General features: G+C 62.9%; 16 protein-coding genes. 5 read left to right on the top strand and 11 right to left on the bottom strand.

Annotation, left to right across the window (positions count from 1 at the left end):
* Positions 1-5 precede the first annotated feature (5 nt).
* Entirely contained in the window at positions 6-641 is a 636-nt protein-coding gene (locus IVB48_RS08315; RefSeq protein WP_247399291.1) for a hypothetical protein, read from the top strand.
* A gap of 561 nt (positions 642-1,202) precedes the next feature.
* Here IVB48_RS08315 and hpnH read toward each other — a convergent pair.
* Positions 1,203-2,363, bottom strand: a complete 1,161-nt coding sequence (hpnH, locus tag IVB48_RS08310) for an adenosyl-hopene transferase HpnH (RefSeq protein ID WP_027569013.1) — start codon at positions 2,361-2,363, stop codon at positions 1,203-1,205.
* 35 nt (positions 2,364-2,398) lie between these two features.
* Entirely contained in the window at positions 2,399-3,325 is a 927-nt protein-coding gene (ispH, locus tag IVB48_RS08305) for a 4-hydroxy-3-methylbut-2-enyl diphosphate reductase (protein WP_247399288.1), read from the bottom strand.
* 460 nt (positions 3,326-3,785) lie between these two features.
* Between ispH and IVB48_RS08300 the strand changes: the two genes are divergently transcribed.
* Positions 3,786-6,374, top strand: coding sequence for an MMPL family transporter (locus IVB48_RS08300; RefSeq protein WP_247399285.1), 2,589 nt, complete (start codon positions 3,786-3,788; stop codon positions 6,372-6,374).
* Here IVB48_RS08300 and IVB48_RS08295 read toward each other — a convergent pair.
* Positions 6,342-6,974, bottom strand: a complete 633-nt coding sequence (locus IVB48_RS08295) for a DUF2147 domain-containing protein (protein ID WP_247399283.1) — start codon at positions 6,972-6,974, stop codon at positions 6,342-6,344. The two genes, IVB48_RS08300 and IVB48_RS08295, sit on opposite strands and share 33 nt — an antisense overlap.
* 141 nt (positions 6,975-7,115) lie before the next feature.
* Between IVB48_RS08295 and hpnO the strand changes: the two genes are divergently transcribed.
* Positions 7,116-8,507, top strand: coding sequence for an aminobacteriohopanetriol synthase HpnO (gene hpnO, locus IVB48_RS08290; protein ID WP_007608097.1), 1,392 nt, complete (start codon positions 7,116-7,118; stop codon positions 8,505-8,507).
* 115 nt (positions 8,508-8,622) lie between these two features.
* Positions 8,623-9,027, top strand: coding sequence for a GFA family protein (locus IVB48_RS08285; protein WP_247288711.1), 405 nt, complete (start codon positions 8,623-8,625; stop codon positions 9,025-9,027).
* 15 nt (positions 9,028-9,042) lie between these two features.
* Here the strand turns inward: IVB48_RS08285 and IVB48_RS08280 are convergent, their stop codons facing one another.
* The 5 genes from IVB48_RS08280 to IVB48_RS08260 form a co-directional block, all read right to left on the bottom strand.
* A complete protein-coding gene (locus IVB48_RS08280) occupies positions 9,043-9,804 on the bottom strand; it encodes an anti-sigma factor (RefSeq protein ID WP_027569017.1) in 762 nt (253 codons plus the stop codon).
* A complete protein-coding gene (locus IVB48_RS08275) occupies positions 9,801-10,349 on the bottom strand; it encodes a sigma-70 family RNA polymerase sigma factor (RefSeq protein WP_247399281.1) in 549 nt (182 codons plus the stop codon). The genes IVB48_RS08280 and IVB48_RS08275 overlap by 4 nt, the downstream gene beginning before the upstream one ends.
* A 157-nt stretch (positions 10,350-10,506) precedes the next feature.
* Complete coding sequence (locus IVB48_RS08270) at positions 10,507-10,842, bottom strand: cupredoxin family copper-binding protein (RefSeq protein ID WP_247399279.1); 336 nt, start codon at positions 10,840-10,842, stop codon at positions 10,507-10,509.
* A gap of 23 nt (positions 10,843-10,865) precedes the next feature.
* On the bottom strand, positions 10,866-11,810 hold the full coding sequence (locus IVB48_RS08265; RefSeq protein WP_247399277.1) for a metallophosphoesterase: 945 nt from the start codon (positions 11,808-11,810) through the stop codon (positions 10,866-10,868).
* Between the two features lie 188 nt (positions 11,811-11,998).
* Positions 11,999-13,618, bottom strand: coding sequence for a GMC family oxidoreductase N-terminal domain-containing protein (locus tag IVB48_RS08260; protein WP_247399275.1), 1,620 nt, complete (start codon positions 13,616-13,618; stop codon positions 11,999-12,001).
* A gap of 200 nt (positions 13,619-13,818) precedes the next feature.
* On the opposite strand from IVB48_RS08260, the gene IVB48_RS08255 reads away from it, so the two are divergent.
* Positions 13,819-14,991, top strand: a complete 1,173-nt coding sequence (locus IVB48_RS08255; protein ID WP_247399273.1) for a M20 aminoacylase family protein — start codon at positions 13,819-13,821, stop codon at positions 14,989-14,991.
* A 118-nt stretch (positions 14,992-15,109) separates the two neighbouring features.
* Here the strand turns inward: IVB48_RS08255 and IVB48_RS08250 are convergent, their stop codons facing one another.
* The 3 genes from IVB48_RS08250 to IVB48_RS08240 form a co-directional block, all read right to left on the bottom strand.
* Entirely contained in the window at positions 15,110-16,738 is a 1,629-nt protein-coding gene (locus tag IVB48_RS08250; RefSeq protein WP_247399271.1) for an inorganic phosphate transporter, read from the bottom strand.
* 98 nt (positions 16,739-16,836) lie between these two features.
* A complete protein-coding gene (locus IVB48_RS08245; RefSeq protein ID WP_247399269.1) occupies positions 16,837-18,279 on the bottom strand; it encodes a UdgX family uracil-DNA binding protein in 1,443 nt (480 codons plus the stop codon).
* On the bottom strand, positions 18,279-19,514 hold the full coding sequence (locus tag IVB48_RS08240; protein WP_247399266.1) for a putative DNA modification/repair radical SAM protein: 1,236 nt from the start codon (positions 19,512-19,514) through the stop codon (positions 18,279-18,281). Before IVB48_RS08240 ends, IVB48_RS08245 begins: the two co-directional genes overlap by 1 nt.
* Between the last annotated feature and the right edge of the window lie 146 nt (positions 19,515-19,660).

The following is a 19,660-nucleotide window of genomic DNA, read 5'->3' as shown; positions in this document are numbered from 1 at the left end:
TAGGAATGACGCCAGCAATGGGCAGGCTAGTTGAATTGGGCGGGGCTCCATTCGCGCGGGACCTCACTTCTGCAGATGATCCATTGACTCATCTTGGTTCGATTGGAGCATCGATACGTGAGATTCAGGCTCAGAAGAACGGATTTTTCTGTTTCGAGTCGGCATTGCGGTTTTTTCCATCGACGACAGTAGAGTTCTTCTCTTGGGGTACTTCAGATTGGAATTCGTCGAGCCTCTGGAAGGCAGCCTACCGGGGCATTGCGGACGATATATTCTGTTTTGCGGAGGATGTCTTCGGACGGCAGTTCGTGGTCAATGACGAGAAGATTTCAGTGTTTGACCCTGAAACTGGCAATTTGGAAATGATGGCGTCTTCACTAGAAGAATGGGCTTCGATCGTGCTGCTCGACTTTAGACAGTTGACGGGCCATCCGCTTGCGCACCAATGGCAAACCGTCCATGGTCCTCTGCGTCCGCGCGATCGGCTGATCCCCAAGAGGCCGTTTGTATTGGGTGGCGAGTTCTTAATTGAAAATCTCGCGGCTCTAGACTCTGTCCGCGTCATGAAAAGTCTTGGCAATCTGGCTTCTCAGATTCACGATCTGCCGGATGGCGCGAAAATTCAATTCAAGATTCTTTAGAGCCCTTCAATTGCGCTTTAGTTGCGGTGACAGTGCTGGACTGGATAGTCCAGCACGCTAATTGCGGTGACAGGCACGCAATCCTATCACACGGCTAGCCCGCACGTCGGATTTCGGGGAAGGCGAGATTTCGCTCGTCGCCTATCGCGACTGGCTGGTACCGCTTCCGAATGGGCGATGATGGCATAATGCCACTGTTTTGCCCGACGCGTCAAATGTGATTCGTAAAAAACGAAAATGTGGCCGGCATTTGATTGTGCTCGAAAACAGCGCCTCGAATTGCGGTGCAGCACTGCGCGATCCCCGACGACTGCCGATTTTGCCGCCGATTTGCTCGACGCGGCAGTGGCTTAATCGAACGGACACGGCGCCATTCGGCCTGCGTGCGTCTACTGTGCATGGGGTTGCTTTTCACTTTTTACAGAGCGCGGTCCCGTCCGGGCCAGCAATGAGGGAGGGAGCGCAGTCCGTCTGCCTCTCGCCTGGACTTGAGCTGGGCAAAGATAAAGGGCCGGTCGCCATTGGCAACCGGCCCTTTTCATTCGTGATCGTTTGCACTGCTTACGCGGCGGTCGAAGCCTTCCTTGCGGCCTTCTCCTGCGCGGCGGCGGCTTCGTCCTTGCGGATCTCCGACAGACGCTTCTGCACTTCCGCCGAGAAGATGTACTGCGCCGGGCGCTGCTTGCTCATGTCGATCTCGGGGGCCATCGGGCCCGTGGTCCTGACGCCGCGCAGCGACACCCACATCGCCTTCAGCGGGTTGTTGATGGCTGCGGTCGCCGCCGTCGGTTCGTAGCCGCAATGGGCCATGCAGTCGGCGCACTTCTCGTACTTGCCGGTGCCGTAGGTTTCCCAATCGGTGGTGTCCATCAGCTCCTTGAAGGTTTTGGCGTAGCCTTCACCGAGCAGATAGCAGGGCTTCTGCCAGCCGAAGATGTTGCGCGCGGGCATGCCCCAGGGCGTGCACTCGTATTCCTGGTTGCCGGCGAGGAAGTCCAGGAACAGGCCGGAATGCATGAAATTCCACTTCTTGCCTTTGCCCATCGCGAAGACGTCGCGGAACAACTTCTTGGTCTTGGTGCGGTTGAGGAAGTGCTCCTGGTCCGGTGCACGCTCATAGGCATAGCCCGGCGACATCGAGACGCCGACACCGAGCTCGACGGTGAGGTCCAAGAACTTCGCGATCTCCTCGGCCGGATGGCCGTCGAAGATGGTGGCGTTGACGTTGACGGTGAAGCCGCGGGCCTTGGCCGCCTTGATCGCGGAGACGGCGCGGTCGAACACGCCCTTCTGCGACACGGCCTTGTCGTGGTGCTCCTTCAGGCCGTCGAGATGCACGGAGAAGAACAGATAGGGCGAAGGCTCGAACAGATCGAGCTTCTTCTCGAGCAACAGCGCGTTGGTGCAGAGCGAGACGAACTTCTTGCGCGCGACGAGGCCGCGCACGATCTCGCCGATCTCCTTGTGGATCAGCGGCTCGCCGCCGGGAATGGCGACCATCGGCGCGCCGCACTCGTCGGCCGCGTCCCAGCACTCCTGTGCGGTCATGCGGCGGTTGAGGATCGCGTCCGGATAGTCGATCTTGCCGCAGCCGACGCAGGCGAGGTTGCAGCGAAACAGCGGTTCCAGCATCAGCACGAGCGGATAGCGCTTGCGGCCAAGCAGCTTCTGCTTGATCAAATAGCCGCCGATACGCATTTCCTTGAAGAAGGGGATAGCCATTACAAGTTTCTTTCTGGGCTTGAAATTCGGGTGGGTCAGCTCGCAGCCAGTTGGGCCGGAAGCCGGAATTCGATGTTTTCCTCGCGGCCCGGAAGCACCGAGACCTTGACCGGTCCGATCCGCCGCATCGCTTCGATCACGTCATCCACGAGTACCTCGGGCGCCGAAGCGCCGGCCGTCACGCCGACGATCCTGGCATCTTTCAACCACTCCGGATTGAGCGCGCTGCCGTCGGCAATCAGATAACTCGCGACACCGGCCTCAGTGCCGATTTCGCGGAGCCGGTTCGAATTCGAGCTATTGGCAGCGCCCACCACCAAGATCACGTCGACCAGCTTGCTCAAGTCCCTTACCGCAGATTGGCGGTTCTGTGTCGCATAGCAGATATCCCGGATATCCGGGCCTTGAATATCTGTAAAGCGGGCCTGCAGGGCCGAAATGATGTCTTTTGTGTCATCCACGGACAGGGTGGTCTGGGTGATATAGGCCACTGGCGTATCCGCCGGCAGCTCAAGGGCCCTAACCTCTTCAACGCTTTGGACCAGCAGTACGGGGGCGGGAACCTGCCCCATCGTACCCTCGACCTCGGGGTGGTCGGCATGGCCGATCAGGATCAGGGTGCGGCCCCTGGCGATGTAGCGCTTCCCCTGATTGTGAACTTTCGTGACCAGGGGGCAGGTGGCATTGAGCACCGGAAGGTCGCGCGCAACGGCCTCTTCCTCGACGCTCCGGGCGACGCCATGGGCGCTGAAGACCGTCACGGCCTTGGGCGGCACCTCCGACAGCTCCTCGACGAAGATCGCACCTTTGTTTTTCAGGCTCTCGACGACGTACTTGTTGTGCACGATCTCATGGCGCACGTAGACGGGCGGGCCGTACTTCTCCAGCGCCCGTTCCACGATCTCGATCGCACGCACCACTCCCGCGCAAAAGCCGCGCGGTTGCGCCAGATAAACTTCCATTGGACGCCCATCACGCAAGTTGCACCAATCCGCTCTCAAGTTCAGGGGACACCCCGATACGCGCCAATGAGTTGCAATATCCGCACCATCGGTTCGCGCACGCGGTAGCCGCCCACCCCTGCCGGGGCCCCGGTGCATGGAGGCGCAGTACTTTGTGTCAAAAAATCGGCAGTAAGGAAAGGTGGAATGAACTTTGGTTCCGTGCCGGATCAGTTTCGCGGTATTATAGTAGAGAATGCCCGTGGCAGCAAAGTGGCGACATTTGTGCGCACGCTTCGTCACTTTCCCGCCTCAACTCCTCGGCTATACCGACGGCCCGCATGATTTTGCCATGGTCTTCCGCCGTTTACCTCGAACCTTCTCACGGCGATAACCACTCAAAACAGCAATAGGTTTCGGCCGGGAACTCCGTTAAACAGCGGGCGTTTCCGGCAAGCTGTTAACCGCAGAAAGAAAAGTAGTGCTGCAAAGCGTCGTCGTTGCCATCGTCAGGGCCTGCACCCGGTTTGCCTCCCTCGTCGTCGTTCTCGGGCTCCTGCTGGCGGTGGGGGCGGGCTATTACACGTCCCAACATTTCGCCATCAACACCGACATCAACTCGCTGATTGCCCAAAATCTGGACTGGCGCCAACGCGACCAGCAGTTCGATCGCGCCTTCGACCGCGATGCGACGATTACGGCGGTGGTCGAAGCCAAGACGCCGGAGATGGCGACCGCGGCGTCGGACGCGCTCTATGCCAAGCTGAAGGACAACAAGACCGACTTCCAGTCGATGCAGCAGCTCGGCACCGGCGAGTTCTTCGAAAAGAATGGCCTATTGTTCCTGCCGACAGAGGAAGTCGCCAAGGTCACCGGCCAGTTCGAATCCGCCGCGCCCCTGATCGAGATCATGGCGGGCGATCCCTCGATCCGTGGCCTGACCGGCGCGCTGGAAACAGGACTTGCCGGCGTCAAGCGCGGGCAGGTCAAGCTCGACAACACCGAGCGGCCCTTCAACCAGATCGCGCAAACGGTCGAGACCGTGCTCAACAAGGGCAATGCGACCTTCTCCTGGCGCCAGCTCGTCAGTGACGAGCCGCTGACGGATTCGGACAAGCGCGCCTTCATCGAGTTCAAGCCGATCCTCGACTACAACGCGCTGGAGCCAGGCAAGGGCGCCACCGATGCGATCCGCAAGGCCGCAGCCGATCTGGATTTCGCCACCAAATACCAGGCGCGGGTCCGGCTGACTGGACCGGTCCCGATCGCCAACGAGGAATATGCAACCGTCCAGGAAGGCGCCGTCGTCAACGGCATCGGCACGGTCCTCGTCGTGCTGCTCATCCTGTGGCTGGCGCTGCATTCGGCGAAGATCATCTTCGCGGTGTTCGTCAATCTCTTCGTAGGTCTTGCGCTGACAACCGCCGCCGGCCTGATGATGGTGGGCTCGCTCAATTTGCTGTCGATCGCGTTCGCCGTGCTGTTCGTCGGCCTCGGCGTCGATTTCGGCATTCAGTACAGCGTCCGCTATCGCTCCGAGCGCTACAAGCACAACGATCTCTCGGGGGCGCTGATCCTCGCTGCCAAGCGCTCGGCTATTCCGTTATCGCTGGCGGCAATGGCGACCGCGGCCGGCTTCCTCTGCTTCATCCCCACCGACTACAAGGGAATCGCCGAACTCGGCCAGATCGCCGGCGTCGGCATGCTGGTCGCGTTCCTCACCAGCATCACCGTGCTCCCGGCGATGCTGAAGCTGTTGAACCCGCCCGGTGAGAAAGAGCCGGTCGGCTATGCCTTCCTGGCGCCGCTCGATCACTTCCTGGAGAAGCACCGCGTGCTGGTCGTCGGTGGCACGATGTTTCTGGCGGTCGCCGGCCTGCCGCTGCTCTATTTCATGAAGTTCGACTTCAACCCGATGAATCTGCGCAACCCGAAGGCAGAGTCGATCGCGACCTTCCTCGATTTGCGCAAGGATCCCAACACCGGCGCCAATGCCATCAACGTGATGACCACGTCGGAAGAGCAGGCAAAGCAGGTGGAGGCAAAGCTGGAGAAGGTGCCGGAGGTGTTGCGCGTGATGTCGCTCAACAGCTTCGTTCCTGAAGACCAGCCGCCGAAGCTGAAGCTGCTCGCGCAGGGCGCCAAGGTGCTGAACCCCGCGCTCAATCCCGACCAGATCGACGCCGCGCCGTCGGACAAGGAAAACGTCGATGCGCTGAAATCCTCGGTCGACAATCTGCGCCGGACCTCAGGCGATGCGAAGGGCCCGGGAGCGGTCGCCTCGCGTCGGCTCGCGGACGCGCTGGAAAAGCTCGCCAATGGCGACGAGGCCACGCGGAACAAGGCGCAGGACGTGTTCGTCGCGCCGATGAAGATTGTGTTCGACCAGCTCCGGAACGCGATGCAGGCCGAGCCGGTCACCCTGAAGTCATTGCCGGCAGATCTCGTCAGCGCCTGGAAGAGCAAGGACGGCATCATCCGCGTCGAGGCGCTGCCGAAGGGCGATCCCAACGACAACGACACGCTGCGCAAATTTGCGGCGGCGGTACTCGTTGCCGAGCCGACCGCGATCGGCGGTCCGGTCTCGATCCTGAAATCCGGCGACACCGTGGTGAAGGCGTTCATCCATGCCGGAATCTATGCGCTGCTGGTGATCGGCCTGCTGCTGTGGGTCACGCTGCGCCGGTTCGTCGACGTGCTGATGACGCTGGTGCCGCTGCTGGTGGCCGGCGCGGTGACGCTCGAGATCTGCGTGCTGATCGGCTTGCCGCTCAACTTCGCCAATATCGTTGCGTTCCCGCTGCTGCTCGGCGTCGGCGTGGCCTTCAAGATCTACTATGTCGTGGCCTGGCGCTCGGGCAGGACAAACCTGCTCCAGACCAGCCTGACGCGCGCGATCTTTTTCAGCGCGCTGACAACGGCGACCGCGTTCGGCAGCCTTTGGCTGTCGAGCCATCCCGGCACGTCCAGCATGGGCAAGCTGCTCGCGCTGTCGCTGGTGACGACGCTTGCCGCCGTGCTGCTGTTTCAGCCCGCCCTAATGGGCAAACCCCGCAATCTCAGGGAGTAGGCAGATGTCGCCGACCTGGTCGGCGGCGCCCTTCTGACCGGGTTTGGCGGTGCCGGTGGCCTTCGGGGCTGCGGGCGCAGCCTGCGCCGCTGTAGCGCCCGTCGTTGCCGGGGCTTTCGGCGCTGCGCCGGTGGGCTTCGGCGCGCCCTTGGCCATGGCGTTGGCGGGGCTCAAGGGAATCGGGGGACTGACCCGGGTCCAGGTCTCGCCACCGCACAGGAACCCCATCACGCAGCCCTTGATCTCGAGTTGGTCGGTGCCAACCGGCGTGATGGTCGCGCTGTAGAGCTGGCCGTCCTTGGCGTTGTAGACCTGACCTTCCCATTGATCGGCGCCGGGCTTCTTCTTCATGTCGATCAGGGTCGCCATGCCCAGCGTGGGGCGGGTCTTTTTCGGCGCGTCCGGATTGTTCTCGTCGCGGCCACCGGGCTGTTTTTCCCAGGAAACCGCGCCCCACATGCTGCCATTGCATTGGGCGACACGAATGTTGGCGACACCGTCGGCAACCCGCCAGTCGCCGGTCGGATCGGCCGCGAGCGCCGGGTTCAGGCCGGTGTAACCGCCAGCCAGTATTAGTCCGGTGTAAAGGGCTAAACGCATGATAGTTCCTTGGCAGTGCAACATGGTCTAAAGCTCTGCTTGCGAAGATGGTCCGAAAAAGGGCAAAAGGCCGCACAGACCGTTTTCAGCGACGTTCCGTTTTCAGTTGACGAGACGGCCCTCAACCGAAGTATGTAGCGGATGCACAGCCCAAATCCAGACATGTCTCAGCTGTTCGCGGACCGCCAGGCCCAGCGCAGCGCCCTGCATAATCGGCATCTGAACGAGCAGTTCGTTCGGGTCCTGAAGACCATCGGCTACGATGTCGGCTTCCAGAAGGGGCAGGGACAGTACCTCTACGACCGCGACGGGGCGCGCTATCTCGACCTCTTGTCCGGTTTTGGCGTGTTTGCGATCGGGCGCAATCATCCGGTCATGCGCGAGGCGCTCAAGAGCGTGCTCGATGCCGACCTGCCCAACCTCGTCCAGTTTGACGTCTCGGTGCTTGCCGGCGTGCTTGCCGAGCGGCTTTTGAAGTACGTCCCCTATCTCGACAAGGCGTTCTTCGCCAATTCCGGCGCCGAATGCGTCGAAGCGGCGATCAAGTTCGCCCGCGGCGCCACCGGCCGTCCGGGCATCGTCTATTGTGCCCACGGCTATCACGGCCTGACCTATGGCGCGCTGTCGCTGACCGGTGATTCGAATTTCCGCACCGGCTTCGAGCCGCTGCTGCCGGGCTGCACCTCGATCCCGTTCAACGATCTCGCCGCGCTCGAAAAGGCGCTGGCCTCGCGCGAGGTGGCGGCCTTCGTCGTCGAGCCGATCCAGGGCAAGGGCGTCAACATGCCCACCGACGAGTTCCTGCCGGGTGCGGCTGCGCTCTGCAAGAAATACGGCACGCTGTTCGTCGCCGACGAGATCCAGACCGGCATGGGCCGCACCGGCCGCTTCCTCGCGGTCGAGCACTGGAATGTCGAGCCCGACATGGTGCTGCTGTCGAAGTCGCTGTCCGGCGGCCATGTGCCAGTCGGCGCGGTGCTGACGCGCAAGAGCATCTTCGACAAGATCTTCAACCAGATGGACCGTGCAGTCGTGCACGGCTCGACTTTCTCCAAGAACGACCTGGCGATGGCCGCGGGCATCGCCACGCTCGACGTCATGGAGTCCGAGAAGCTGATCGAGTCCGCCGCCAAGCGCGGTGCCGAGCTGCGCCTCGCGCTCACGCGCATGGTGCCCGGCTACGAGCTGTTGAAGGAAGTCCGCGGCAAGGGTCTGATGATCGGCGTCGAGTTCGGTCCGCCGAAATCGCTGCGGCTGCGGGCGTCCTGGAACGTGCTGGAGGCGGCCAACAAGGGTCTGTTCTGCCAGCTCATCACCGTGCCGCTGTTCAAGGACCACAAGATCCTCACGCAGGTTGCCGGCCACGGCAGCCACACCATCAAGCTTCTGCCGCCGCTCACCATCACCGAGGAAGATTGCGGCTGGATCGAGCGCGCCTTCGATGACGTCATCGCCGGCAGCCACAAGGTCCCCGGCGCGATCTGGTCGCTCGGCAAGACGCTGGTGGACAACGCGGTGAGGCGATCGGCGTAAGGCCTGTGCTGCGGCCTGATGTCGCGACGTGCGACCTGCTGAAGCAGTCCGTCTCCCGAAATTCCAAATCGACGCTTATTTTCCGGCATTGACCTGACCGGGAGAGGAGTGGGCGATGCCTTTGACTGGCGGCTGTCATTGCGGCGCGATCCGCTACGAAGTCAACGGCGACATGATGGTGCACGCGCTCTGCCATTGCGCGGATTGCCGCCGCCACTCCGGGGCACCGATGGTCGGCTGGGCGATGTATTCGCTCAAAGCCGTCAAAGTCGTGCGCGGTCAGCCGAAGATCTATCAATCATCCGAACATGGACGACGTCACTTCTGTGCCGATTGCGGCACTGGGCTGTTCTACATCAACGAAAACCTGATGCCCGATATCATCGATATCCAGAGCGGGACCTATGATGACCCCGATGCCGTTCCGGCGACGATGCACATTCAGGTCGCCGAGCGGATTGGCTGGATGAAGCGGGCTCACGAACTGCCCGTCTTCGAACGATTTCCTCCGCTCGAATGACTGGATGCGCAGAGGCTAACCCTTCATCGCCGCCTCGAACTTGTCGACGAATTCGGCAAGCTCGTCGGGGGCGAGATCGCTGACGGCCCAGAAGTTCAGGCCGCGATTGCCCCAGCGCCGGCAGTTGAAGCCCTGCATGGTTTCGGTCTTGGGCGCGCGGTATTCCGCGTTCGATGTCTGCGACACGAACAAATTCACCACGTGCTGCCGGCGCTTGTAGACGACCGCACCGATGGCGCGGGCGTCGATATAATCGAGCCTGCCGCCGACCAGCGTAAAGCCTTGTGCGGTGAGGTCGATCACGGGCGGGGCGACGTCGAGCTTGCCGTTGAACCACGGCTTCACCGTGTGCTGGTCGGTCGAGACCACGTCGATGAGGTGGCCGGCCTGGAGCGAGCGCAGATGCGCGGAGACGACCTCCGACAGGATGCGCTGCTGGTCGTCCTGGCGCAGCACCAATGCAACGACGCCGGAGGCGGCGAGCGCGGAGACTGCGGAGCCCATCGCAAAGCCGCGCAGCACGGAGCGGCGGCTCGGCTGTTGGCGCTGCGGCTGCGGCTGCGGCAGCGAAGCCTCGATACGCGCACGCAGGCTCGCCGGTGCGGTGTAGCGCAAATCGGCGTCCGCGAGCACGCGCTGCATGTCACGTTGGGCCGAAAGCTCCGCAGCGCAGGCCGGGCAGCTCGCGATATGGGCTTCGACCTCGCGCGCATGGCCGGCATCGAGCTCGTTGTCGAGCAGCGCGTGAAGCAGGATTCTTGCTTCGTCGCAGGTCATCTTGCTTGCTCCTCATCCGCCGTCCAGGCCGCGCGCAGCATGGCGCGGGCGCGGGCGAGGCGGGACATCACGGTGCCGACGGGGGCACCGACGGCCTCGGCGATTTCGCGATAGGACAGGTTGTTGATCTCGCGCAGCACGAATGTTTCCTTGAACGGCTCGGCGAGCGCGTCGATCAGCTTGCGGATCGCGCCCGCATCGCGGCTGCGCAGCACTTCGGTTTCGGGGCTAGCCTCGGTCTCCTGCCAGATCGGCGTCTGCTCGGCAGCGCCGGGCGTATCCTCGATCGCGCTGTGCTTGTGCGCGCGCCGTGCATATTCGGCATTGCAGACGTTACGCAGGATCGCGAACAACCAGGGCTTCATCGCCGGCCCGCGATAGCTGTCGAAATGCTTCAGCGCGCGCAGATAGCACTCCTGCACCGCGTCCTCGGCATCGGAGGCGTCACGCAAGAGATAGCGCGCGAGCGTGTAGACGTCGTCGAGATGGGGCAGCGCCGCCTCGCGGAAGCGTTGCGCCTTCTGCAAATCGTCGTTGGCGGGCATCGCTCCTCGCTTTGCCTCTTGTTCTGATCGTTGCTTCGTCTCGTCGTTGCTCGTTTCGTCCCTGTTCGTTTCGTCCCTGTGTGTGACCGAAGGCACACGAGCCCGGCCGGCGTGGGACCACCGGCCGGGCAAGACGTTGATGCCTTGGTTCGAGACGTTACTCAACCTTGATCATCCCCGTCATGTGCGGGTGCAGAGAACAAAAATATTTGTAGTCGCCCGCATTGGTGAAGGTGAACGAGAACTTGTCGTCAGTGTCCAGGGTCTTGGATCTGAACTTCCCGGCCGACACAACGGTATGGGGGATGTCGTCCCGGTTGGTCCAGGTCACGGTGGTGCCGACCTTGATCCTGAGCTCGGCCGGCTGGAAGACGAAATTGTCGATATGCACCTCCATGTCGTCGGCACGGGCGGTTGTGGCGGGTACCAGTATGGCCGCGGCCAAAGCGAGACCGAAGGCGACACCGAAGTCGCGGCGATTGAGAGTCTTCATTGTCAGCTTCCGTTAGCCCTGCATCAACCCTGGAGCGGCGTGTCGATGATCGCGAGCCGCTGCTCGTTCTGCTTGAAATTGATGCTGGCAACACCGAGCATCGCGCGGAGCTTTGCGTCCTCGACCTTCATCGGTCCAGGCGAGGGGGCAGCTCCCGGCGCCGGCTGCGGGAAGGCAGTGGAGCGGGCTGTGTGGAAGGTGACGTTGCCCTCGACCTTCTGCATCACCTGGTGAATGTGGCCGTTCAGCACGGTGACCGAACCAAAGCCTTTCACCTGTTCCAGCGCGCGGGCGCCGTCCTCAGTGCCCCAGCCCCATTCGGGGTAAACGGTCCAGAGCGGGATGTGGGCGAACAGCACGATCGGTGTCGATTTCGACTTGCCGCGCAGATCGTCCTCGAGCCAGGCGAGCTGCTCGGCACCGAGATTGCCGAGGCCGCCGGCCTTGAGGTCGACGACATTGACGAGGCCGATGAAGTGCGCGCCCCCGGCGTCGAACGAATACCAGCCTGCGCCCTTGGTACCGCGGCCGTAGCGCTCGCGATAGAACTTCACCTCCTCGTCGAGGAAGTCATGCTCGCCGGGCACGTAATGCACGTCGAGCTTGCTCTGCGAGATGATGCGATCGGCGTTGTCGAATTCGGCGGCCTTGGAGAGATGCGTGATGTCGCCAGTGTGGATCATGAACGACGGCTTGACCGGCATCGCGTTGATCTTGTTGACGGCTTCCTCGAGCGTGCCGAGCGCGTTGGGATTGGCCGGCTTGTCGAAGCCGACATGGCTGTCGCTGATCTGGAGGAAGGTCATTCCGGGCGCGGCCGCGGTCGCAGCTTGCGCGGAATCGATGATGCCGAGCGAGCGCGGCACGCCACCGGTGATGGTCCAGAGCACCCCTGTGCCGGCCCAGGTCATGCATTCCAACACCTTGCGGCGGCTTAAGCCGTCCTCGCCGTGATCGTGTCCGCTCATCGCGCAGCTCCACTTCGCCCGGAATTGGGCTTCGGGGAGGTGATGGGTGGAGGCGTTGGTTTATTCGCGGGAGACGATGACGTTTTCGTGAAGTAGTCGGAAGCGTAGCCCGTATGGAGCGTAGCGAAATACCGGACCAATCGAGCGTCCTCTCCCGAGTTTCGTTATGCCCCAACGGAGCTACGCATTCACTTCGCATCCTCCAAAATCATCGTTGCGCCCTTCTCGGCGATCATCGCGGTCGGCGTGTTGGTGTTGCCCGACGTGATGGTCGGCATGATCGAGGCATCGACAATGCGAAGTCCGTCGAGACCGTAGAAGCGCAGGCGTTCGTCGACCACCGCCATCGGATCGCTCACCGCGCCCATCTTCGCGGTGCCGACGGGGTGGAAGATGGTGGTGCCGATGTCGCCGGCGGCCTTCGCGAGCGAGGCATCGTCGTCGCCGACGGCGGGGCCGGGCAGATATTCGCTCGGGCGGTATTTTGCCAGCGCCTTCTGCTGCATCAGGCGGCGCGTGGTGCGGATGGCGTCGGCGCCGACCTGGCGGTCGTCGTCCGTTGAAAGGTAATTCGGCGCGATGATGGGCTTCTCGTCCGGCGTCGCCGAACGCAGACGTACGGTGCCGCGCGATGTCGGCTGGAGGTTGCAGGCACTCACCGTGATCGCGGCGAAGCGGTGCAAGGGATCGCCGAACTTGTCGAGCGACAGCGGTTGCACGTGGAACTGGATGTTGGCGCGTGCGCGCGTCGCATCGGAGCGGGTGAAGATGCCGAGCTGCGACGGCGCCATGGTCAGCGGCCCGCGGCGGCGGAAGGCGTAGTCGAGCCCCATCAGGCCGCGGCGGACCAGGTTGTAATAGGTCTCGTTCAGGGTGCGCACGCCTTCGACCTTGTAGATCGCGCGCTGCTGGAGATGATCCTGCAGATTGCGGCCGACGCCGGGCTTGTCCATCACGATGTCGATGCCGAGCGGCGACAGCCAGTCGACAGGTCCGATGCCGGAGCGATGCAGCACCTGCACCGAGCCGATCGCGCCTGCCGAGAGGACCACCTCGCGTTTCGCACGCGCCTCGATGATCTCGCCATTCTGGATGAAGCGCACGCCGACGGCGCGGCCTTGTTCGATGATCAGACGGTCGACCAGCACATGCTTTTCGAGCCGCAGGTTCGGGCGGTTCAGTACCGGCTTGAGGAAGCCGCGCGCCGACGACCAGCGCCGGCCGCGCTTCTGATTGACATGGAAATAGCTGGTGCCTTCGTTGTCGCCGGTATTGAAATCCGGGATGCGCTTGATGCCCATCTCCTCGGCCGCATCGCCCACGGCATCGAGGACGTCCCAAGACAGCCGCGGCGCCTCGATGCGCCAGCCGCCGCCGGTGCCGTGATGCTCGCTCGCGCCGAGGAAGTGATCCTCGAGCCGTTTGAAGAGGGGCAGCACATCGTCATAACCCCAGCCGCTCATGCCGAGCTGGCGCCAGTGATCGTAATCGGCGGCCTGTCCACGCATCGAGATCATGGCGTTGATCGCCGAAGAGCCGCCGATCACCTTGCCACGGGGATAGGCGAGCGAGCGGCCGTTCAGCCCGGGCTCGGCCTCGGTCCTGAACATCCAGTCCGAGCGCGGATTGCCGATGGCGAAGAGATAGCCGACGGGAATGTGGAACCAGATCCAGTTATCGTCGCCGCCGGCTTCGAGGACGAGGACGCGATTGCTGGAATTGGCGGACAGTCGGTTGGCGACGATGCAGCCCGCCGTGCCGGCCCCCACGACAATGTAGTCAAACTCACCTTCGAGCCGCCTTGGCATTCTGCTTCCACCCAACAGGCGTCATGCCCGAGCTTGTCCCGGGCAGCCACGCGCTTTCCGTTCTAATAGTCAGACGTGGCTGGCCGGGACAAGCCCGGCCATGACGAGAGGACAGAGCTACCCCAGACCTCCGCCAGTTGGGTGGACTGGTGCTTGCATGGTAGACAGGCCTGCATTTTCAACAAAGCTTGAGACCCTCCATGCCCATCGTGAACCGCGTCGCCGACCTTCAACCCGATATTCAGGCCTGGCGCCGGGACATCCACCAGCATCCGGAGCTGCTCTATGACGTCCACCGCACCGCAGCATTCGTCGCGGACCGCCTGCGCGAATTCGGTTGCGATGAGGTCGTGACAGGAATCGGCCAGACCGGCGTGGTCGGCGTGATCAAGGGCAGCAAGCCGGCCGGCGAGGGCCTCAAGGCCATCGGCCTTCGTGCCGACATGGATGCGCTGCCGGTCGAGGAACAGACCAACCTGCCCTACGCTTCGAAGACCCCGGGCAAGATGCACGCCTGCGGCCATGACGGCCACACCGCGATGCTGCTCGGTGCTGCGCGTTATCTCGCCGAGACCCGCAACTTCGCCGGCAATGCGGTGGTGATCTTCCAGCCGGCCGAGGAGGGTGGCGCCGGCGGCTTGGCCATGGTCAAGGACGGAATGATGGAGCGCTTCGGCATCGAGCAGGTCTACGGCATGCACAACGGCCCGGGCATTCCGGTGGGCTCGTTCGCGATCCGGCCGGGTCCGATCATGGCGGCGACCGACGAGGTCGATATCATGATCGAGGGCCTCGGCGGCCATGCCGCGCGGCCGCACAAATGTGTCGATTCCGTTCTGGTCGGCGCACAGGTGATCACGGCGCTGCAGTCGATCGTCTCGCGCAGCGTCGATCCGCTGGAATCGGCCGTGATCTCGATTTGCGAGTTCCACGCGGGCAATGCCCGCAACGTCATTCCGCAAACCGCGACGCTGAGGGGCACCATCCGCACGCTGTCGCCGGAGGTGCGCAAGCTGGTCGAGAAGCGCGTGCACGAGGTTGTGGCGGGCGTGGCGCAGATCACCGGCGCCAAGATCGACCTGCACTACAAGCGGAATTATCCCGTGGTGAACAATCACGCCGCGGAAACCGAGATCGCGCGTCGCATCGCGGGGCAAGTCGCGGGCGAGGCCAACGTGCTCGAGATGTCGCCGCTGATGGGCGGCGAGGATTTCGCCTATATGCTGGAAGCGCGCCCCGGCGCCTTCATCTTCTGTGGTAACGGCGATAGCGCCGGCCTCCATCACCCCGCCTACAATTTCGACGACGAGGCGATCGTTTACGGCACGTCGTACTGGGTCAAGCTGGTCGAAGAATCGCTCGCGGCAGCGTAAGGCCAAGTGTGAGGCCAAGCCGAAGGCACAAAGGCCAAGTGTGAGGCCAAGCCGAAGGCACACATGAAAAGGGCCCGCGCATCGCACGGGCCCTTTGTCTTCGAGTGACGCGATCGGCTCAGAAGATCCGCGAGAAGATCACGTACAGCGTGCCCGACAACAGGATAGCCACGGGCAAGGTCAGCACCCAGGCCATCACCATGTTCCTGATGGTGGCGACCTGGAGACCCGAACCGTTCGCGGCCATGGTGCCGGCGACGCCGGACGACAGCACGTGGGTGGTCGAGACCGGCAGGCCGAACACGTCGGCGGCGCCGATCGTGGCGGCGGCGACGAGCTCGGCGGAAGCGCCCTGCGCGTAGGTGAGATGGGTCTTGCCGATCTTCTCGCCGACGGTGATGACGATGCGCTTCCAGCCGATCATGGTGCCGAGGCCGAGCGCGATCGCGACCGCGACCTTCACCCAGGTCGGGATGAACTTGGTCGCGCTGTCGAGGCCGCCCTTGTAGGCGTTCAAGGTCGCGACCTCTTCCTTGCTAAGGTCGTTTTCCTTGTCCTTCATCAGGAAGCGGATGGCTTCCGAGGTCAGGTACATGTCGTTGCGGGTGTTGCCGACGACTTCCGCCGGCACCTTGTTCAGCGAACCGTATTTCGCGACCTGCTCGCCGACATCCTTCACCAGCACCGACAGCGAAGGGTAGGTGCCTTCGCTGATGTGATGCGAGGTGACGTACTGCGTCACCGCAGGACGGGGATCGCCGATGATCGCATGACCGGCGCCCTTGGCCGCAACCACCTTGGAGGCGGCATCCGAGACCTTCGCGAACTGGGCGACTTGCGACTCCGGCAATGCGCGGTTGAGCGCGTAGGCCGTGGGCACGGTGCCGATCAGGATCAGCATGATCAGGCCCATGCCCTTCTGGCCGTCGTTCGAACCGTGGGCGAAGCTGACGCCGGTGCAGGTCAGGATCAGCAGGCCGCGAATCCAGATCGGCGGGGCTTTATTACCCTCAGGGGCGGCATAGAGCGCTGGGTTCTTGACGATCAGCTTGAGCAGCAGCAGCAGGCCGGCGGCGCAGACGAAGCCGACCAGCGGCGACAGCAACAGCGCATAGCCGATCTCGGTGGCCTTGCCCCAGTCCACGCCCGAGGTACCGTCGCGGCCGCGCATCAGCGCGTTCGCGACGCCGACGCCGATGATCGAGCCGATGAGCGTATGCGAGGAGGAGGCCGGCAGGCCGAAATACCAGGTGCCGAGGTTCCAAAGGATCGCGGCGATCAGTAGCGCGAACACCATCGCGAAACCGGCGCTGGAGCCGACCTGGAGGATCAGCTCGACGGGCAGCAGCGAGACGATGCCGAAGGCCACGGCGCCAGACGAGAGCAGCACGCCGAGAAAGTTGAAGAAGCCTGACCACATCACCGCGACCTCGGCCGGCAGCGAATGGGTGTAGATCACGGTCGCTACCGCGTTGGCGGTGTCGTGGAAGCCGTTGACGAATTCGAAACCGAGCGCGATCAGGAGGGCGACGATAAGAAGGATATAGGGCAGGTAGCTCGTGACCCGCGTGCCGGTCGCATCGACATCCGAATAGATGCTGTAGGCCACATAGAGCAGGCCCGCGGCGAGAATGCCGAAGAACAGGATCATCGTCAGCGGATTGAAGCCCTTGTCAAGATTTGGCCGCGAAGCCGGCTGGATCGGCGCGGGATCGGCTACCGCGCGGTCGAATGCAACATCGGTCATGTCTGGACGCCCCTTAACTTTCTGTAAGGGCTATTGTCCCCGATGGATTTGAAGGCTGGATGACAGACGGCGCATGAAAGGGGTTTTCCCGCCCGTATTCAGGCGGCGCGCGCGGCTTTCTTCTGCAAACCGGCGACGATCTTCAAATCTTCGACAAAGCGCTGATATTCCAGCACCTTGGCTTCCGGATCGGGCAACCGCAGCAGATAGGACGGGTGCACCGTCACCAGCGCCTTGTGACCGTCGGGAAGGTCGATCAGCCGGCCGCGGGTCTTGCCTACAGGGGTGATCTTGCCGAACACGCTCTGCGCGGCGGTCGCGCCCATCGCAACGATGAGATCGGGCTGGATGACGGAGACTTCCCGCTCATACCACTGCCGGCAGGCTTTTATCTCCGGCGTATTCGGCTTCTGATGCAGGCGGATCTTGCCGCGCGGCACGAACTTGAAGTGTTTCACCGCGTTGGTGACATAGACCTTCTTGCGGTCGACGCCGGCCTCCTGCAGTGCCTTGTCGAGCATCTGGCCGGCCGGACCGACGAAGGGATGGCCCGCGAGGTCTTCCTTGTCGCCAGGCTGCTCGCCGACCAGCATGATATTGGCTGACTTCGGACCCTCGCCGAACACGGTCTGGGTGGCGTCCTTGTAGAGATGGCAGGCGCGGCAGTGGGCGGCCTCCTCGCGGAGCGCTTCGAGATCGTCGGCAGCGGTCTTGCGTTTCATCGGAGCCTCCGGCCGCTTTTGAGGCTTGTGCGGATCGGTTGCGGCGTTGGCGATCATGGCGCCGGTCATGCGCTCGGCGTCCTCAATCAAGGGCTTAATGATCGAAGCCTCGGGCAGGTTCCTCCAATATTTCTTCGGCATCTCGGCCTGCATCGCCTTCACCTTCAGGCGGGCCGGATTGAAGATGCTGGCATAGTAGCGCCGCCAGGTTTCCTCCAGCCGGTCTTCGCTCGGCGCCTCGCTCTTGCTGACGCCTGATGTGAACGAGAGCGCGTGGCCATCCCAATGTGCGCAGAGGTCCGGCGTCAGGATCGACCATGGCATGTCGGCAAAGCGCCGGGCGAAGAACGGCGCGGCGAGCTCGACGATATGATGCTCTGGCTCGAACCAGGCAACGTAATGTGCTTCGCGTTCCCTGCCGATCTCGCGGAAGCGCACGAAGGCGTGCATCTTGTGCTCGTCGCGATAGACCGCCTTTGCCATGGCCGTGACTTGCGCGACATCGAGATCGGTCGCGACCTCGATGAGATCGTGATTGTCCTTCAGCCGAAACAGCAGGCGATAGAGGATCGCGAAACGCTCGGGATCGCGATGCAGGATCGCGGCCTTGGCGAGCTCGACGAATTTTGCAGGCACGTTGAAGGTGCCGTCGCCAGCCGCCGGCAGCGGAGACGACGACGGCGTCGCGAACAGCTCCGCTTCGCCGCCCGGCACGGCCCAGATGACATCGGCCGGTTTCATTTGGTGAAGCACGAGGCTACGCGCGGCTTTGCGCCAGCCATCGAAATCGGTTTCGTTCTCGAGGGTGATGTATTGCATCAGAAGCCAAATCCCAGTTGTGTGGCCTTCGGCTTGAACCGTTCGATCAGCCGTGCCTCGTCGAGGCGGTGCGGCGCGGGACGGTGGTCGCTGAGGACGATGAACGGCAGCGCCTTGTTGCGGGGCACATGCAGCCGCGCGAGGTCGGCGACGCGGATCGTGGTCGTGCGGCGCGCCGCGATGATGCGCTCGACCGCCTTGGTGCCGAAGCCCGGCACGCGCAACAATTCCTCGCGGCTGGCGCGGTTGACGTCGAGCGGGAAACGGTCGCGGTGACGTAGCGCCCAGGCGAGTTTTGGATCGATGTCGAGCGGCAGCATCGCACTGTCGTCGACGATCTCGCCGACATCAAAACCGTAGAACCGCATCAGCCAGTCGGCCTGGTAGAGTCGGTGCTCGCGCAGCAAGGGCGGCGCGCGCAGAGGCAGCGCGCGGCTGGCATCGGGGATCGGGCTGAACGCGGAATAATAGACGCGCCTCAGTCTGTATGAACCGTAGAGATTGGCGCTGGTGTGGAGGATGGTGTGGTCGGAGGCCGCGTCGGCGCCGACGATCATCTGCGTGCTTTGGCCGGCCGGCGCGAAGCGCTGCGGCTTGGCTTTCGTCTTCGCGTTGCGGCTTTCCTCGGCCTCGTCGAGCTTCAGCCGCAGCCGACCCATGGTGCGGCGGATCGCGCGCACGTCTTTCTCGGGCGCGAATTGCTGCAGGCTCGTCTCCTGCGGCATCTCGATGTTGATGGAGAGACGGTCGGCATATTTGCCGGCCTCGGAGATCAATGTATCGTCGGCCTCCGGGATCGTCTTGAGATGGATGTAGCCGCGGAAGTGATGCTCCTCGCGCAGTTTGCGCGCGACGCTCACCACCTGCTCCATGGTGTAGTCGGGGTTGCGGATGATGCCGGAGGAGAGAAACAGTCCTTCGATGTAATTGCGCCGGTAGAAGTCGAGCGTCAGCTTGACGACTTCGTCGATGGTGAAGCGGGCACGCGGCACGTTGGAGGAGGCGCGGTTGACGCAATAGAGGCAGTCGTAATTGCAGGCGTTGGTCAGCAGCACCTTGAGCAGCGAGATGCAGCGGCCGTCCGGCGCGTAGGAATGGCAAATGCCCATGCCGGGCGCGGTCGATCCCATGCCCTTGCCGTCGCTGGAATCCCGTCTCTCGGTGCCGCTGGAGGCGCAGGACGCGTCGTACTTGGCGGCGTCCGCCAGGATTTCCAGCTTGCGTTGCACGTCCATATTGGAATCCCTTTGATTCAGCTGATGAATCCCGAAGAGTGCCAATTCGATTGACTCTCCAGGCGGCGTTAGCTTTATATTAGAACATACCATGAACAATTGAGCCAGCCGTTGGTTCTCTTTTTGAGAGCCACGGCAATCACCCC

Source organism: Bradyrhizobium sp. 76 (assembly GCF_023073025.1).
Lineage (GTDB): Bacteria > Pseudomonadota > Alphaproteobacteria > Rhizobiales > Xanthobacteraceae > Bradyrhizobium.
This window is presented reverse-complemented; position numbering and strand designations above follow the sequence as displayed.

Bases quoted from the DNA above. Each gene is read 5' to 3' on its own strand.
- IVB48_RS08240 (WP_247399266.1), bottom strand. From the start codon at position 19,514: ATGGACGTGCAACGCAAGCTGGAAATCCTGGCGGACGCCGCCAAGTAC.
- IVB48_RS08270 (WP_247399279.1), bottom strand. From the start codon at position 10,842: ATGAAGACTCTCAATCGCCGCGACTTCGGTGTCGCCTTCGGTCTCGCT.
- IVB48_RS08315 (WP_247399291.1), top strand. From the start codon at position 6: ATGACGCCAGCAATGGGCAGGCTAGTTGAATTGGGCGGGGCTCCATTC.
- hpnO (WP_007608097.1), top strand. From the start codon at position 7,116: ATGCACAGCCCAAATCCAGACATGTCTCAGCTGTTCGCGGACCGCCAG.
- ispH (WP_247399288.1), bottom strand. From the start codon at position 3,325: ATGGAAGTTTATCTGGCGCAACCGCGCGGCTTTTGCGCGGGAGTGGTG.
- IVB48_RS08265 (WP_247399277.1), bottom strand. From the start codon at position 11,810: ATGAGCGGACACGATCACGGCGAGGACGGCTTAAGCCGCCGCAAGGTG.
- hpnH (WP_027569013.1), bottom strand. From the start codon at position 2,363: ATGGCTATCCCCTTCTTCAAGGAAATGCGTATCGGCGGCTATTTGATC.
- IVB48_RS08285 (WP_247288711.1), top strand. From the start codon at position 8,623: ATGCCTTTGACTGGCGGCTGTCATTGCGGCGCGATCCGCTACGAAGTC.
- IVB48_RS08275 (WP_247399281.1), bottom strand. From the start codon at position 10,349: ATGCCCGCCAACGACGATTTGCAGAAGGCGCAACGCTTCCGCGAGGCG.
- IVB48_RS08280 (WP_027569017.1), bottom strand. From the start codon at position 9,804: ATGACCTGCGACGAAGCAAGAATCCTGCTTCACGCGCTGCTCGACAAC.
- IVB48_RS08245 (WP_247399269.1), bottom strand. From the start codon at position 18,279: ATGCAATACATCACCCTCGAGAACGAAACCGATTTCGATGGCTGGCGC.
- IVB48_RS08295 (WP_247399283.1), bottom strand. From the start codon at position 6,974: ATGCGTTTAGCCCTTTACACCGGACTAATACTGGCTGGCGGTTACACC.
- IVB48_RS08250 (WP_247399271.1), bottom strand. From the start codon at position 16,738: ATGACCGATGTTGCATTCGACCGCGCGGTAGCCGATCCCGCGCCGATC.
- IVB48_RS08255 (WP_247399273.1), top strand. From the start codon at position 13,819: ATGCCCATCGTGAACCGCGTCGCCGACCTTCAACCCGATATTCAGGCC.
- IVB48_RS08260 (WP_247399275.1), bottom strand. From the start codon at position 13,618: ATGCCAAGGCGGCTCGAAGGTGAGTTTGACTACATTGTCGTGGGGGCC.